Origin of the sequence: Paenibacillus puerhi, assembly GCF_009846885.1 — a bacterium.
Classification (GTDB): domain Bacteria; phylum Bacillota; class Bacilli; order Paenibacillales; family NBRC-103111; genus Paenibacillus_G; species Paenibacillus_G puerhi.
In genome coordinates, this window is the sequence record NZ_WUWM01000005.1 from 40,396 (window position 1) to 55,618 (window position 15,223).

At 55.5% G+C, this 15,223-nt stretch carries 12 protein-coding genes and 1 pseudogene; 11 read left to right on the forward strand and 2 right to left on the reverse strand.

Features of this window, described 5'->3' with window-relative positions:
• Nucleotides 1–54 precede the first annotated feature (54 nt).
• The 3 genes and pseudogenes from GSF01_RS05820 to GSF01_RS05830 all read left to right on the forward strand — a co-directional run.
• Nucleotides 55–473 (forward strand): annotated as a pseudogene (locus GSF01_RS05820) (transposase); the annotation flags it as partial.
• A 200-nt stretch (nucleotides 474–673) separates the two neighbouring features.
• Complete coding sequence (locus GSF01_RS05825) at nucleotides 674–1,204, forward strand: hypothetical protein (RefSeq protein ID WP_159882096.1); 531 nt, start codon at nucleotides 674–676, stop codon at nucleotides 1,202–1,204.
• A 221-nt stretch (nucleotides 1,205–1,425) separates the two neighbouring features.
• A complete protein-coding gene (locus tag GSF01_RS05830) occupies nucleotides 1,426–2,166 on the forward strand; it encodes a MerR family transcriptional regulator (protein WP_159882097.1) in 741 nt (246 codons plus the stop codon).
• A 113-nt stretch (nucleotides 2,167–2,279) separates the two neighbouring features.
• Here the strand turns inward: GSF01_RS05830 and arfA are convergent, their stop codons facing one another.
• Both arfA and GSF01_RS05840 read right to left on the reverse strand, forming a co-directional pair.
• Complete coding sequence (gene arfA / locus GSF01_RS05835; RefSeq protein ID WP_159882098.1) at nucleotides 2,280–3,800, reverse strand: arabinosylfuranosidase ArfA; 1,521 nt, start codon at nucleotides 3,798–3,800, stop codon at nucleotides 2,280–2,282.
• Nucleotides 3,801–3,907: 107 nt separating this feature from the next.
• Nucleotides 3,908–4,750, reverse strand: coding sequence for a helix-turn-helix domain-containing protein (locus GSF01_RS05840; protein ID WP_159882099.1), 843 nt, complete (start codon nucleotides 4,748–4,750; stop codon nucleotides 3,908–3,910).
• 311 nt (nucleotides 4,751–5,061) lie between these two features.
• On the opposite strand from GSF01_RS05840, the gene GSF01_RS05845 reads away from it, so the two are divergent.
• From GSF01_RS05845 to GSF01_RS05880, 8 genes are all read left to right on the forward strand, one after another.
• Nucleotides 5,062–5,871, forward strand: coding sequence for a phytanoyl-CoA dioxygenase family protein (locus tag GSF01_RS05845; RefSeq protein WP_159882100.1), 810 nt, complete (start codon nucleotides 5,062–5,064; stop codon nucleotides 5,869–5,871).
• A gap of 53 nt (nucleotides 5,872–5,924) precedes the next feature.
• A complete protein-coding gene (locus tag GSF01_RS05850; RefSeq protein ID WP_159882101.1) occupies nucleotides 5,925–6,785 on the forward strand; it encodes a sugar phosphate isomerase/epimerase family protein in 861 nt (286 codons plus the stop codon).
• A 77-nt stretch (nucleotides 6,786–6,862) separates the two neighbouring features.
• On the forward strand, nucleotides 6,863–8,035 hold the full coding sequence (locus GSF01_RS05855) for a GntR family transcriptional regulator (RefSeq protein ID WP_159882102.1): 1,173 nt from the start codon (nucleotides 6,863–6,865) through the stop codon (nucleotides 8,033–8,035).
• 251 nt (nucleotides 8,036–8,286) lie between these two features.
• A complete protein-coding gene (locus GSF01_RS05860) occupies nucleotides 8,287–9,600 on the forward strand; it encodes a copper amine oxidase N-terminal domain-containing protein (RefSeq protein ID WP_235941323.1) in 1,314 nt (437 codons plus the stop codon).
• A gap of 106 nt (nucleotides 9,601–9,706) precedes the next feature.
• The gene (araD, locus tag GSF01_RS05865; RefSeq protein ID WP_159882273.1) at nucleotides 9,707–10,396 is read left to right on the forward strand and encodes an L-ribulose-5-phosphate 4-epimerase; all 690 of its coding nucleotides are present in this window, start codon (nucleotides 9,707–9,709) and stop codon (nucleotides 10,394–10,396) included.
• Nucleotides 10,397–10,435: 39 nt separating this feature from the next.
• Complete coding sequence (locus GSF01_RS05870) at nucleotides 10,436–12,109, forward strand: ribulokinase (protein ID WP_159882104.1); 1,674 nt, start codon at nucleotides 10,436–10,438, stop codon at nucleotides 12,107–12,109.
• A 134-nt stretch (nucleotides 12,110–12,243) separates the two neighbouring features.
• Nucleotides 12,244–13,740 (forward strand): L-arabinose isomerase, encoded by a 1,497-nt coding sequence (gene araA, locus GSF01_RS05875; protein WP_159882105.1) that lies wholly within the window; start codon nucleotides 12,244–12,246, stop codon nucleotides 13,738–13,740.
• A 109-nt stretch (nucleotides 13,741–13,849) separates the two neighbouring features.
• Complete coding sequence (locus tag GSF01_RS05880; RefSeq protein WP_235941310.1) at nucleotides 13,850–15,007, forward strand: sn-glycerol-1-phosphate dehydrogenase; 1,158 nt, start codon at nucleotides 13,850–13,852, stop codon at nucleotides 15,005–15,007.
• The last annotated feature ends 216 nt before the right edge of the window (nucleotides 15,008–15,223 follow it).

Consider the following 15,223-nt stretch of genomic DNA (forward strand, 5'->3'; position numbering starts at 1 on the left):
TCTGAATCCTTGATACAATTTATATGAGAACAAGTATTCTGGGAGGTAGTCAAGGTGAGCAAGGCGTTTAGCAACTTGTTAAAACATATCGACAAATTACCACATACAAAAAAAGAACAAGTTTACCATTGGGTTAAACGCTATGTTGAACCTTCTTCTCTGCGGGTGGTCGTTTAATCAATGAAATGAGGGAAACTCGCTTCAAGGAAGGATTTGAGTGTCCTTATTGTTCATTAGACACGTTGTGCGGTTCGGAAAATATAATGGTCGGCAACGGTATCGCTGTAAATGTTGTAACAAAACCTTCACTGACACAACCAACACCGTCTTGTACCGAACCCGAAAAGGCAACGAATGGATTACATTTGTTGATTATATGTTCAAAGGTTATTCCCTGCGAAAATCTGCTGAAATCGTAGGGGTTACTTGGATTACGCTTTTTTATTGGAAGACATAAACTGCTAAACGCCGTATTCATCCACTATAAAATAAAATCAGAGGATTAAAGCCCATTAGTAGAAAAAACTAATAAAGATTGTTTATATTTGGGAGGGAATAAATAATAAATTTTTTAAATGAGATTCGTAGACCAATAAAAATATCTCTATTAAGGAAGTTTTTATATTCGGCTTTTATATTTATCGTAGGGTTTATTTTAGGCGTAATCTCAAAGGTGCTTGATACAACCCCAAGTAATTTATTACCCTATTTCCTTGAAATATTAGATTTAAGGAACTTTTTTTCTCGCATGGGAGTTTGGATTTTCCTTGCGTTAGTTATATCTGTGTATAGCAAATCACCTGTTAGGTCTGCCATAAATGTTTTTTTGTTTTTTGTAGGCATGGTTGGTAGCTATTATCTATACACAGTTCTGTTAGCTGGTTTTTTTCCCAAATCCTATATGATGATTTGGATTATAATGACTTGTATTTCACCATTTTTGGCTTTTGTATGTTGGTATGCAAAAGGGAAAGGTATAATTGCCTTTTCTATTTCATCAATTATATTTATGCTTATTTCAAGACAGGCTTTTGCATTTGGATTTTGGTATTTTGATATAAGAAATAACTTAGAATTGTTACTTTGGATAGCCACGATTTTTGTTTTATATCAGTCTCCAAAACAAATAATCAAGGTGGTTATCATAGGATTGCTTCTCTATTTCCTTACCGCTCAAACCAATATATTTTGGGGAATGTTGTAGGTTTCTGTCAACCAATTTTCTTTTTATATAAAAAATTGTAAAAAAATTAAAGAAACTGGGCGTATTAAGGAAACCCAAATGAATAGGGTTTCCTTAATTTTTTACGATTTACCAACATTAAAATTTAACAGAGCCTTTATGAAAAATAGGGTATTCTGAGGTCTTGACTCTAACGTAACGTGAGGGCCTATAGTAAGAGCAGAGAGGAGGAGCCATCAAATATGAAAGTGAAAGAGGTAGCGGATCTGGTCGGAATCAGTGTTCGGACCCTGCATCATTATGATGAGATCGGGCTGCTTGTTCCGGACGGAACGACAGAGGCGGGCTATCGGGTCTACTCGGACGATAACCTTGAGCTGCTGCAGCAAATCTTGTTCTACCGGGAGCTCGGATTCTCGTTGAAATCGATCAAGGCTATCGTGAATAGCGCCGGGTTCGACCGGCAGAAAGCATTGGAGATGCACCGGAGCATGCTGCTCGAGAAAAGGCGGAGGCTGGATGACATCCTCGCTACGGTAGAGCAAACGATCCGGCATACGAAAGGAGAGATTTCCATGACGAATCAAGAAAAGTTCAAAGGGTTTGATTTTAGTCATCATCCCTATGAGGAGGAAGCGCGGCAGCGTTGGGGCGACGAAGCCGTCGACCGGTCCAAGGGGAAGCTGGCCGCGAAGCCGGGGCAGGAGCAGGAGGCATTGGGAGAGGCGATGAATGATATCTACCGGAAGCTGGCGGAGCTGCGCCACGGCTCGCCGGCAGCTGAGGAAGCGCAAGCGGCCATCGGTGAATGGTATGCGTTCTTGAATACGCTAGGCAGCTATACTCCGGAGGCGTTCCGCGGACTTGGTCATATGTACGTGGACGACGAGCGTTTCACGGCTAATATCGACAAATTCGGTACGGGCCTGGCCATGTTTATGAAAGAAGCGATGGAGGTTTTCGCGGACCGTCAGATCCGCTAGAGCATGGGTAGCGAGGCCCTATGGGAGCCTTTCTCCCAAGTGAAGGAAGAAGCGCACAACGCCCACGGCCATCGGCTGCGGGCGTTGTGCGCTTCTCTGTGGATTCGGATGTGCTAGGCGCGGTCGGACATTCTCAGGCGAATGACGTTCCAGGAAGCCTTGGAAAGCGCGGCTGTTACCTTGGCGCCGCCTTCGACCGCAGCATTGCCGCCTGTATGCGGCTGGACAGTATGAGGCTGCTCGCGCGTATTGGCGGCCTTCAGATCCTCATGCTCCAGGACGATATGCTCGATAAGGGACAGTGTGCCGAAGCTGCGAAGGTCGATGTTCAGCTGAAGGGCCTGGTCCAGGTGGCGGTTAACGGCGAAGATCGTAACCTCTCCCTGCTCTTCATTGTGTACAGCTACGGATTCCAGATAAGGAACATCCGTAATTTCTTTGGTATCGTATTTGTCCGATTGAATGAGCGGAATAAGTGCTTGCCCGCGGCCAAAGACGGAGGCGTGAAGGTAAGGATAGAAGATGGTCTGCTTCCATGCAGCGCCGCCCGTTTCCGTCATGATCGGGGCGATGACATTGACCAATTGGGCCATGCAAGCCATCTTCACGCGGTCGGCGCGCTTAAGCAGGCTGATCAGCATGCAGCCGACGAGCAGCGCATCCTCGTGGTTATAGACGTCCTCGAGCTGCGGCGGCGCGATTTGCCAAGGGTCAAGCTTGCGGTCCGATTGATGGGAGTGATACCATACATTCCATTCGTCAAACGAAAGCTGGATCGTTTTCTTGCTGCGATTTTTTGCTTTGACATAATCGCAAGTGCTGATTACTTTCCCGATAAAATCATCCATCTGGACGGAGCGGGCCAGGAAGGTAGGCGTGTCGTCCTGCGGATTGCCGTAATATTGATGCAGTGACATATAATCGACGCTGTCGTACGTATGCTCAAGCACAGTCGCCTCCCACTGGGCGAACGTCGGCATATGCAGGTGAGAACTGCCGCAGACGACGAGCTCGATGCTCGGATCGACCAGCCTCATCGCCTTGGCGGTCTCATTCGCAAGCCGTCCATACTCATCGGCCGTCTTGTGTCCGATCTGCCAAGGGCCGTCCATCTCGTTGCCCAGGCACCAGGTCTTGATGCCGTGAGGCTGCTCGTAGCCGTGCTTGCGCCGCAGATCGCTCCAATAGGTGCCTGACGGATGGTTGCTGTACTCCAGAATGTTGCGTGCATCATCGATGCCGCGCGTCCCCAGATTGACAGCCATCATGACCTCGGAATTCGCCTTCTTGGTCCAATCGACGAATTCATTGAATCCGAATTGGTTGGTTTCCAGCACGCGCCAGGCCAGCTCCAGACGGGTTGGGCGCTCGGACTGCGGACCTACGCTATCCTCCCAGTTGTAGCCGGAGACGAAATTGCCGCCGGGATAGCGAATGATGGGTACCTGGAGCTCCTTGACCAGCTCAAGCACATCGCGGCGGAAGCCCTGCTCGTCCGAATCCGGATGTCCGGGCTCATAAATACCGCCGTAAACGGCGCGTCCCAAGTGCTCGATGAAAGAGCCGTAAATCCGCTCGTCAATGCTTCCGATCCGAAAATCCTTATCGACGGTCATGGCTGCCTTTACTGACATAATGACGATCACCTCATCCTAAGTGTTTTAGATAAATGTAAACTAATTAACATAAACATAAACTATATCTATTACACCTCAATATGCTCGAAAAAGCAATATAAAATTTAGGGTCCGTATCCGGGCGGCCTAGTCCGGGCTGCCGCCTGTTCCTTGTTTTTTTGATAAGCGCTCGGACTCATGCCGAATACTTTGCGGAATTGATTGGCGAAGTGATTGTAATTATGAAATCCCACGTCGAAAGAAGCCTCCAGAGCGGTGCGTTCCGTATGAGTAAGCAGCAGAGCCGCCTGCTGCACGCGCATCCGGTTCAGCGTCTCGACAACGGTCAGCCCGGTGTGCTCCTTGAATAAATGAGAGAGCCGGGAGGGAGACAAGCCCACGGTCTTAGCCAGCTCATCCAGTCGGAAGGACTCCTTCATACGCATCGATAGAAAATGAAGCGCCTCCCGTACGCGAGGGTCGGTCCTCTTGTTGAGCGATTGAGCGAGCAGCAGCAGAATTTCCCGGAGGGCGTTCTCGCACAGCTCCTCCCAATAGGCGCTTCGTTCGATGGAATCGGAGATGACTCGTTCGAATGCCCGAAAGATGCGCTTGCTTTCATTATCCCCCTCGATATGAAGATGCAGCAGTCCGGTATCGGGCAGCATCCCTGTCTCCAGCAATCTTGGAGTGAAGTGAGCCCATACGAATTGCCAGCGGCTTCCCTCCGCCGTCCCGTACTGGTGGGGAGTTCCCGGCTTGAGCAGGGCAACGTCGCCTGGCCGGCAGGCCGCTTCTCCATCGGGCGTACGCATGAAGCCTTCTCCGGATATCGTATACGTGATCAGCCAGTCGCTCATGCCTCTCGGGCGCTTCGTTATATAAGAATCCGGTTCGTCGTAGTGGCCCGCGAGCACGATGCCATAAGTCTTTCCGTCGAATCGGGACGGGTCGTCAACGGTTACCATGCCTGAATGCCTCCGTTCGTTGATGGGTTAGCTGGGGGGCCGCTCCTGCAGGTGAACCGCAGGCAGCCTACAAGATCAGGATAGTCGATACCGGGTATATCCTGCAACAGATCTTGATTTCGCAAATGTCGGCAGCAGAATCGTATGACACTCTAGCAGAATCGATGCTTCTAGGAACGGGCGCAACCCTGTATGCTAGTTCTAGCAGGATAAAGGGTCGTTACCTGTTACCTGTTACCTGTTACCTGTTACCTGTAACCTGTAACCTGTATTCCGTAACCCATAACCCGTACCCAATAGGAGGCATACAGATGGCTTATTCTTTGCAGACACTGACGGAAGAGCAGAAGCGTCAATTCGAAACCGAGGGATACTTGATCGTGAAGGGACTGTTCAGTCCCGAGCAGCTGGAGGAGATAGCAAGCACCTTCGAGGAAATCAGCCACCAGACGGTACCGGGCTTTTTCGAACCGGACCTTGACCCGCAGACGGCTGATCCGCTGAAGCGATACCCGCGGGTTATGCATCCGCATCGCTTCAATGAGACGGCTAAGAACTATCTGCTTCACCCGCCGGTGCTGGCGGCGTTGACTGACTTGTTCGAGGAATCGCCGCTGGCGGCACAGAGCATGTTCTATTACAAGCCGCCGGGTTCAAGAGGGCAAGCTCTACATCAGGATAATTTCTACCTTAAGGTGGAGCCGGGCAACTGTATAGCCGCCTGGATGGCGGTGGACCCCGCCGATGAGGAGAATGGCGGTCTTCTGGTCGTACCCAAGACGAATGACCATGAGCTTGTGTGCCCCGAGCTTGCCGATGAGCAGGAGTCGTTTACCAAGCATCTGGTGAAGGTGCCTCAGGGGAACAAAGCGATCCCCGCCGTTATGGACAAGGGAGATGTTCTATTTTTCAACGGCAATCTGATCCACGGCTCTTATCGCAATAAGACCAAGGACCGATTCCGCCGAGCCTTTATTTGTCACTACACAGGGGAATCGGTGACGCATATCGCCACGCATTACCGGCCGCTTCTGAGGGCCGACGGCAGCTATGCCGAAGCTGAGGTCAATCCGGACGGGGGCCCTTGCGGCGTAGAGTTTGAAGCTCTATACCCTCATTGAAGCCTATGCATAGACTAGGGAATAAAGGCAGCGGACCACGGCTGGATGTCCAGATGTCTTGGTGGGGGATGAACGGTCTGCAAGGCCGCCTTCAAGAGGAAGGTCCTGACTCGGCGTGGAGCGATGAAGCGAAGGTACGGCTTATCGCCGAGGCCGGATTCGACGGAATTAACGGATTTATACCGGAGCCCGGGCTCGCTCCCCGCTGGAGAAAGCTGCTGGCCGAGTACGGCCTTTCGTTCAGTGTCAATGCTTATCCGGCGTCGGCCGCCGACATGGCTGACTATCTGAAGCAAGCGCTAGCCTATGGAAAAGATTCGATTCAGCATATCAATGCACAGGTTATGACGCCCTTTCTCACGGGGGACGGGGCCGTCAGGCTGCTCCGGGATATCCGGGAGTTGTCCGTTACAGCGGGGATTCCGATATACGTGGAGACGCATCGCGGTACGATAACCCAGGATTTGCTGCGCACCGCTGCTTATATAGAGGAGCTAGTTGATCTGCGGCTGACGATCGATTTTTCCCATTATGTAGTGGCGGGGGAAATGAGAAATCCGTCTTCCGAGGCCGTGGCGCTGCTGCATAAGCTGCTGCGGCATACCGCAGCGATTCATGGGCGCATCTCGAACGGCGAGCAGGTGCAGGTGGATATCGGCCCGGACGGTATCCATGAGATGGTGCCCCGCTTCCTGGACTGGTGGCGCATCGGAATGAGCCATTGGCGACAAACGGCGGGGGAGCATGAGGCGTTTCCGTTCGTTTGCGAGCTGGGACCTCCTCCTTATGCGATTACGGCCGACGAATATGCCGGAAGAACGGTCGAAATCGCGGACCGGTGGCAGCAGTCCTTGTGGCTTGCGCAGGCGGCCCGGACAATCTGGAGGGAATCCGTAAGCGCGGAAAAGGATTAAGCCTGTACGGACAAGTAGTTTATGTTATAATAGCTGCACATGAAATGCGCAATGCGCTGTCCGAGGTGTAGCCTAACATGAACGACAAACAAATGCCGAAATACAGACAGCTGAAACAGGAGCTGTTGAACAAGCTGAACGCGGGAGAGTGGAAGGCGAGCGATCAGATGCCCTCCGAGCATGACATCGCGAGCCGGTTCGGCATGAGCCGGCAGACGGTGCGCCAGGCGCTGGGCGAGTTGGAGCAGGAGGGCTGGCTTTATCGTCTGCAGGGGAAGGGCACATTCGTCTCTGCTCCGTCAGCGTCCAAACCGCCCGTAGCGGTGAAAACGATCGGCATGATGACCACCTATATTTCCGATTATATATTTCCGCATATTGTACGGGGGGCGGAGTCGGTGCTCCGGGACAATGGCTATAGACTTATGCTGCTCAGTACGGATAATGACAAGGCGAAGGAAAGACAGAATCTGGAGCTGCTGCTCGGCGAGCCGCTAAGCGGGCTCATCATCGAACCGACCCGCAGCGCGCAGGGCAATCCGAACCTGGATCTTTATTTGGCTCTGCAGGTGCAGGGCATCCCCTTCGTCATGATCAACGAGCGCTATCCTGAGCTAAATTGTCCCTGTCTGCGCCTCGATGACGAGGCCGGTGGGTATCGGGCGGCCGAGCATCTGATCGAGCTCGGTCACCGCTCCATTGCCGGCTTCTTCAAAACCGACGACCTGCAGGGGGCCAACCGGCTCAAAGGCTTCCTCCGCGCTTACGCCGACTATGGGCTGGCGCTGCTGCCGGAGTCGGTCACTTGCTATACGACCGAGGAGAGCGCCGACCGGCCGTATGAGGCCGCGCTAGCCATGCTGGAGAGGGAGGATCGTCCGACCGCACTTGTCACGTACAACGATCAGTTGGCCGTCAGGCTGCTGGAGGCGGCCAGACAGGCCAAGCTTTCCGTGCCGGACGACCTGTCGATCGTCGGCTTCGACGATTCCTGGCTCGCCACGGCGACGGAGGTCAAGCTGACGACCCTCACGCATCCGAAGTCCGAGATGGGTCATCAGGCGGCAGCGCTGCTGATGGACTTGATCGAGAACAGGAGCGGCGACGGAGACGCTTCCTTCAGAGAGGGCCAATCTGAGCCCTTGCCCGTCAAAGAAAGGGGCAGAGAGCGCATCTTTGTACCCGAGCTGATCGTCAGGGAATCGACATCGGCTTTTCGTGAAAGCGCACATGGAAGCGCGGCTCCTTAGCAGGCCTGGCATGCTCCCGGCCCGGGAGCGGAGCGGCCTATAACCGCGCGAGGTAACCGCGCGATTCGTCAAGACCGTCTGGGTTTTTCCCTGACGGTCTTTGGTATATTCTCCGGCAATCAAGCTGTGCCGATCCCAGGAGCTGCGTAAGAATTTTCCTGAAGGGGTGCTTTTTAGGTGAGAATCATGTAAGATATAAACGAAATTGTATGAAATTAACTTACAGACGGAGGATGAGAAACGTGAAAAAAATGTTCAGCGGCTTTATATTGGCTCTGGCCGCGTCCCTGCTCGTATCGGCTATGGCCGCTGCTGCCGGGGGCAAGGAAGAGGCCATCCAAGTAACCGTGGACGGGAAAAAGGTGGAATTCCCGGACGCCAAGCCGTTTAAGGACGAGGTGGGAAGAATTCAGGTCCCCATCCGGTTCATCGGAGAGGCTCTTGGAGCCGAGGTCACTTGGGAGGAAGCTACCGAAACCGCATCGTTTCGGCTGTCAGGAAGTTCCTCAACCTTTACGGTAGGAAAGACAAGCTATCAGGCGGGGGGACAGCTCCTGGAGATGGATACGACGGCTCAGCGAGTGGAAGGTCGCGTTTACGCTCCGGCACGCTTTGTAGCGGAAAGCCTGGGAGCGAAAGTGGATTGGGATGCGCAGTCCCAAACGGTTCTGGTTACAGGCTCAGGCCAAGCCGTTCCTTCCGACTTGCCTCCCTTCAAGCCGGCCGTCAGTTCGTCCCTCAAGGTAACGGAGCGCGCGGCCTCTAACATAGAAATTCAAGCTGAGGTCGATTTATCGGCTGCCGATGCGGCGGCGCAGAAGGATGAGCTGGGCGATTTGCTTGGTCAGCGCTTCTCCGCTAGCAATGCCGAGTTCGTGCTCAGCTATGTCGTGCCGGATACGTCCAAAACAAGCACGATGTACCTGACCGCTCAGCCGAAGGATGCCGAGATCAAGCAGGTTATCGAGGTACGCGCGCTGGACAAGGACAAATCACGCTTCTTGGTATTGGTTTATCAAGCGGGTCTTGCTCTCGATGACATCAAGAAATCGGATTCTTCGACGTCTACGGCTTCTACGCCTGCGACTGGAGCTAAGCAGGTGACAGGGCCAGCGGACGGCCAGCCGTTGAAGCTGGCGGCCGGTTATTCGGAGACAGCCGTCAAGGCGGAGCTGAAAGCATACGCCGTCAAGCTGATCAACATCCACGGGATTTATCAAACGGATCAGGATGCCGCAGCGGCGGAGTTTAACAAGTTTGTGGACCTTCATCTGACAAAGGACTCCGAGCTGGCCGATGCGAACCAGGTCAAGCGCAGCTACATCCATCGGATGGTCGGGGTCGAATATGGCTGGAGCGATCAGGCATTTGTGGACTATGGCAAAGAACTTAAAGCCGTATCGGCCGATACCGAGCTTGACTTTACCTCCTTCCCATCCGAGGATTCCGCGACCTTCGATTACCGGTACACTACGATCATTGAGGGTTCGGATGTTTCGGTAGGGGTCCAGTTCCAATTCAGTAAGGTGAACGGCGAGTATGTGCTAACAGCCATTTATATGTAAGGAACAGACGGGCAGCTGATGCGCCCGTCTTTTTTGCATCTATACAACTTGTACGTACAAGTGTATAATGGGGGTGATTAAAGCGCAGACAAGGGAGCTGATGAGTGTGCTGGAGCACTTGAAGCAAGAAGTGTGGGAAGCCAATATGGATTTGCCCAAATATAAGATGGTGACGTTTACTTGGGGAAATGTCAGCGGTATCGACCGGGAGCAGGGGCTTGTCGTCATCAAGCCGAGCGGCGTTCCTTATGAGGAAATGAAGCCGGAGCATATGGTCGTGGTGGACCTGGACGGCAACGTCGTGGAAGGAAGCCTGAAGCCGTCCTCGGATACGCCGACGCATCTGGTGCTGTACCGCGCGTTTGCCGGGTTGGGCGGCATCGTGCATACACATTCACCCTGGGCGACGGCTTGGGCGCAGGCGGGCAAAGGAGTTCCGGCACTGGGCACGACGCATGCCGATTATTTCTACGGCGAGGTGCCCTGCACGCGGCCCATGACGGAGGCGGAGATTCAGGGGGCATACGAGCTGGAGACCGGCAATGTCATTGTCGAAACCTTTGCAGGTCTTGACCCGCTTCGCATTCCTGGCGTGCTGGTGTACTGTCATGCTCCCTTCACATGGGGCAAGGATGCGCACCAGGCGGTACACAACGCGGTTGTGCTGGAGGAAGTGGCGAAGATCGCTTCGCGCACGCTGGCGCTTAATCCGCACGCGGAGCCGATGGATCAGCGGCTGCTGGACCGGCACTTTCTGCGCAAGCATGGAGCGAATGCTTACTACGGACAAGGCTGATCGTCAGCTGACAAGCGAATAAAAGAGGAGGAACGCAGAATGGGGAAAAAGTATGCTATCGGCGTCGATTACGGGACGCAATCCGGCCGCGCCGTGCTGGTCGATCTGGCTGACGGTACGGAGGTGGCGGACCATGTGACGCCTTATCCGCATGGCGTGATCGATGAGGAGCTGCCGGGCGGCGGCATCAAGCTGGAGCCCGACTGGGCGCTTCAGCATCCGTCCGACTATATGGACGTGCTTCGCTTGTCCGTACCGGCTGTGCTGGCCGCGTCCGGCGTACGACCCGAGGATGTCGTAGGAGTCGGCATAGACTTTACGGCCTGCACGATGCTGCCGGTTGACGCGGCTGGCGAACCGCTATGTCTGCTGCCGGCTTATCGCGACAATCCGCATAGCTGGGTAAAGCTGTGGAAGCATCACGCAGCCCAGGATGAGGCCAATCTGATCAATGAGACGGCAGCGCGGCGCGAGGAGCGCTGGCTGCCCCGCTACGGCGGCAAAATATCGTCGGAGTGGATGATGGCGAAGGCTTGGCAGATCGCCAATGAAGCGCCGGAGCTCTATGATGCTGCCGATCTGCTTCTGGAGGCGACCGACTGGGTGATCTTCCGGATGACCGGCCAAGTAACGCGCAACAGCTGTACGGCCGGCTACAAGTCCATCTGGCACAAGCAGGACGGATACCCGGAAGCGGCGTTTTTCCGTGCGCTTGATCCGCGTCTGGAGACGCTCACGACGACCAAGCTGCGCGGCGATATCGTGCCGCTCGGCACCAAAGCCGGAGGCTTGACGGACGAGATGGCGGCCCTGACCGGCCTGCTTCCCGGAACGGCCGTCGCTGTCGGCAATGTCGATGCTCATGCCGCCGTCCCGGCCGTCGGCGTCGTAACGCCCGGCAAGCTGGTGATGGCGATGGGCACCTCGATCTGCCATATGCTGCTCGGGACGGAAGAGAAGCAGGTCGAAGGCATGTGCGGCGTCGTGGAGGACGGCATCATTCCGGGGTATTACGGCTATGAGGCCGGACAATCGGCCGTCGGCGATATTTTCGAGTGGTATGTGGAGGAAGCGGTGCCCGGCTATGTGAAGGATGCCGCTGCCCAGGAAGGCACGAGCGTGCATGAATGGCTGGAGCGCAGAGCATCTGGCTACAAGCCGGGGCAAACGGGTCTGCTGGCGCTGGACTGGTGGAACGGCAACCGCTCCGTGCTCGTGGACACCGACCTGACCGGCCTGCTGGTCGGCTGCACGCTGCTGACCAAGCCTGAAGAAATTTACCGCACGCTGCTCGAAGCTACCGCTTTCGGCACCCGGGTTATCGTGGACGCCTTCCATACGAATGGCGTACCGGTAGAGGAGCTGTATGCTTGCGGAGGCCTGCCGCAGAAGAACCGACTGCTGATGCAGATCTACGCCGATGTGACCAATCGCGAGATCAAGGTAGCCGCATCCAAGCAGACGCCGGCACTCGGGGCGGCGATGTTCGGCGCCGTGGCGGCGGGCAAGGAGCGGGGCGGCTATGATTCGATCGTGGAAGCGGCGGAGCTTATGGGCCGGGTACGGGAGGAATCGTTCAAGCCGATTCCGGAGAACGTCGCCGTTTACGAGAAGCTTTATCAGGAGTACCTGAAGCTCCATGATTATTTCGGACGGGGCGGCAACGATGTCATGAAGCGCCTGAAGGCGCTGAAGGAAGACGCACTGGCTTAGAGCGAGGCGAGCCGTGACGTCGCTGTCATGGTCGCAGGCGTTAAGCAAAGAAACGGATTAAACCATATAAGGCTGCTCTGCGACTATGTACGTACATGGGCCAGACTGCGGACCTTCAGAGGAGGAATATGTTTATGCTAACGATTAAACCTTATCAATTCTGGTTTGTAACGGGCAGTCAACACTTGTACGGACCGGAGACGCTCGAGCAGGTCAACGAGCACTCCCGCACCATCACGGAGGGGCTGAATGCGGATAAGTCCGTTTCGTTCGAGCTCGTGTTCAAGCCCGTCGTGGTCACGCCGGATGCGATCCGAAAGCTGATTCTGGAGGCCAATGCGGATGAGTCCTGCGCGGGCATCATCACGTGGATGCACACCTTCTCGCCGTCGAAGATGTGGATCGCCGGACTGTCTCAGCTGCAAAAGCCGCTGCTGCATTTCGCGACCCAGTACAATCGCGACATTCCGTGGGACTCGATCGATATGGACTTCATGAACCTGAATCAGGCGGCGCACGGCGACCGCGAGCATGGCTTTATCGGGGCACGTATGGGCATTTCGCGCAAGGTCGTTGTCGGTTATTGGGAAGATGCCGATGTCCGTTCGCGTATCGGCGCCTGGATGAGAACGGCCGTTGCTTTTGCGGAGAGCCGCGCGCTGAAGGTAGCCAGATTCGGCGACAATATGCGTGAGGTAGCCGTCACGGAAGGGGATAAGGTCGAAGCTCAGATCAAATTCGGCTGGTCGGTAAACGGCTATGGCGTCGGAGATCTGGTCGAGCGCGTCAACGGAGTGACGGAAGAAGCGCTCGATCGCTTGATGGAGGAGTACGCGGAGCAGTATGATATACCTGAAGAGAACGACGGGAACGGTGCTGCGCTTGAAGCGATCCGCTATCAGGCCCGCCTGGAGCTTGGCCTCAAGTCGTTCCTGGAGGAAGGCGGCTTTACGGCATTCACCACCACGTTCGAGGATCTTCACGGGCTCAAGCAGCTTCCGGGTCTAGCCGTGCAGCGTCTGATGGAGCAGGGCTACGGCTTCGGCGGGGAAGGAGACTGGAAGACGGCTGCGCTCGTCCGTTTGATGAAAATTATCGCGGGCAATGTCGGAACCTCGTTCATGGAAGATTATACGTACCATCTCGACCCGGCGAATGAGCTGGTGCTCGGTTCTCATATGCTGGAGGTATGTCCAACCATCGCCGCCAACCGTCCGAAGCTTGAGGTGCACCCGCTCGGGATCGGGGGCAAGGAAGATCCGGCTCGTATGGTATTCGACGGCCGATCGGGCAAAGCGCTGAACGCCTCGATCGTCGACCTCGGTCACCGCTTCCGCCTGCTGGTCAATGAGGTTGTCGCCGTACAGCCGCAGGAGGCAATGCCGAAGCTGCCGGTAGCGCGCGTGCTGTGGAAGGTGGAGCCATCGCTCAAGGATGGCGTCGAAGCATGGATTTTGGCGGGTGGCGCCCATCATACCGGATTTTCTTACGAGGTGACGACGGAGCAGCTGGTTGATTTTGCCGAAATGTTCGGGATTGAATGCGTCGTTATCGACGAACAAACAACAACCCGGGCATTCCGCAATGAGCTTCGTCTCAATGACATGGCATGGCGGCTGGGCAGAGGCTGATGGCGGCTCTAGCGAAAGCGGAAGGCTGAGGAAACCCTTGTGCCCGGCATGACCGGTTCAGAGCGTAGCGGATGTGGACAAAGCAACGATAACGAAAGGACGGGTAACTATGGGCACAAGACTTAACGATATCATGGCCAGGCTGCAAGCTGAGGAAGGGACGGATTCCGCCTTACGGTTTCCGGATCCGATTGTCATAGAAGCGGGCGCTATCGGGCGCGTAAGCGGATTTGTTCAGGAGCGCGGCTATGCGAGATTATCTGTGGTGGCCGACGAAAACACGTATAAGGCTGCCGGCCGCACCTTGGCAGACAGCTTGGCGGGCAGCGCGGCAGCTGTGGCCGTGACCTTGGTGCATCCCAATGCCCTGGGCGATGTGGTAGCCGACGAGGCTTCTGTCCTTCAGGTGCTGCTTGATGTGCAAAAGAATAACAGCGCGGCCGTGATCGCCGTAGGAGCGGGAACGCTCCATGACGTGGCCCGTTACGCGGCTTTTACCGCAGGCATTCCTTTTATCTCGGTGCCGACCGCGCCCTCTGTCGACGGCTTTACGTCCAAGGGGGCGCCGCTCCTGATCCGTGGGGATAAGATTACGGTGGCGGCGATCGGTCCGGAGGCGATTTTCGCCGACCTGGCTATATTGCGGCTTGCTCCTGCGCCGATGGCGGCCGCCGGCTTCGGCGATATGCTGGGCAAATTCACTTCGCTGTTTGACTGGAAATTCGGGCGACTGACAGCGGGTGAGCCTTATCGCTCCGAAGTGGCGGCGGTTACGGAGGAAGCGCTGCTGGACTGCGTCCGTCATGCCGAGGCTATCGGCAGTCGGACGGAAGAGGGGCTTCGCGTGCTGATCGAGGCTCTGATCGCCTCGGGCCTGGCGATGCTAGCGCTTGGGCAATCCCATCCGGCCTCCGGCGCGGAGCATCATCTCTCCCATTATTGGGAGATGGCCTATATCCGGACCGGCCTCCGGCAGCTGCTGCACGGAGCCAAGGTCGGCGTCGCCTGCGCGGAAATTTCCGCATACTACCACCAGCTGTGGCGCGAAGGGGCATTCGCCGACCGGCCGTGGCAGGAGGAGGTCGGCCGCGAGCTGGCCGCCGTCCCTGATGAGGCCGAGCTGCGCGGACTGCTCCGTACGGTCGGGGGGCCGTCTACGCTCGAAGAGCTGGGCGTTGACAGCGAGCTGTTCGCGCGAAGCATGCGCGAAGCGCACCGCGTCCGGCTGAACCGCTGGACGCTGCTGCGGGCCGTCAACGAGGACTGACGCGCCCTGGTTTATAGCAACGCGTCGGAGGTCGGCCGTCACTCTCCTCCTGATCGCGAACCAAAAAGCCTTCAATGCTCATGGACCACTAGGTCAAGGAGCTTGAAGGCTTTTGGTCGTTTGCGGCCGGCTTCTCGCGTGTACCCTTCGGCACAGCTTCCGCCTTTGCGCTCTGCTGGAATTACTTGCTAAAGCGGCGGCTATCCCTGAGGTATG

What these genes read in the sequence shown, in the direction of transcription:
- GSF01_RS05880 (WP_235941310.1), top strand. Translation starts at nt 13,850, where the DNA reads ATGGGCACAAGACTTAACGATATCATGGCCAGGCTGCAAGCTGAGGAA.
- arfA (WP_159882098.1), bottom strand. Translation starts at nt 3,800, where the DNA reads ATGTCAGTAAAGGCAGCCATGACCGTCGATAAGGATTTTCGGATCGGA.
- GSF01_RS05860 (WP_235941323.1), top strand. Translation starts at nt 8,287, where the DNA reads ATGTTCAGCGGCTTTATATTGGCTCTGGCCGCGTCCCTGCTCGTATCG.
- GSF01_RS05830 (WP_159882097.1), top strand. Translation starts at nt 1,426, where the DNA reads ATGAAAGTGAAAGAGGTAGCGGATCTGGTCGGAATCAGTGTTCGGACC.
- GSF01_RS05855 (WP_159882102.1), top strand. Translation starts at nt 6,863, where the DNA reads ATGAACGACAAACAAATGCCGAAATACAGACAGCTGAAACAGGAGCTG.
- GSF01_RS05870 (WP_159882104.1), top strand. Translation starts at nt 10,436, where the DNA reads ATGGGGAAAAAGTATGCTATCGGCGTCGATTACGGGACGCAATCCGGC.
- araA (WP_159882105.1), top strand. Translation starts at nt 12,244, where the DNA reads ATGCTAACGATTAAACCTTATCAATTCTGGTTTGTAACGGGCAGTCAA.
- GSF01_RS05850 (WP_159882101.1), top strand. Translation starts at nt 5,925, where the DNA reads ATGTCTTGGTGGGGGATGAACGGTCTGCAAGGCCGCCTTCAAGAGGAA.
- GSF01_RS05845 (WP_159882100.1), top strand. Translation starts at nt 5,062, where the DNA reads ATGGCTTATTCTTTGCAGACACTGACGGAAGAGCAGAAGCGTCAATTC.
- GSF01_RS05840 (WP_159882099.1), bottom strand. Translation starts at nt 4,750, where the DNA reads ATGGTAACCGTTGACGACCCGTCCCGATTCGACGGAAAGACTTATGGC.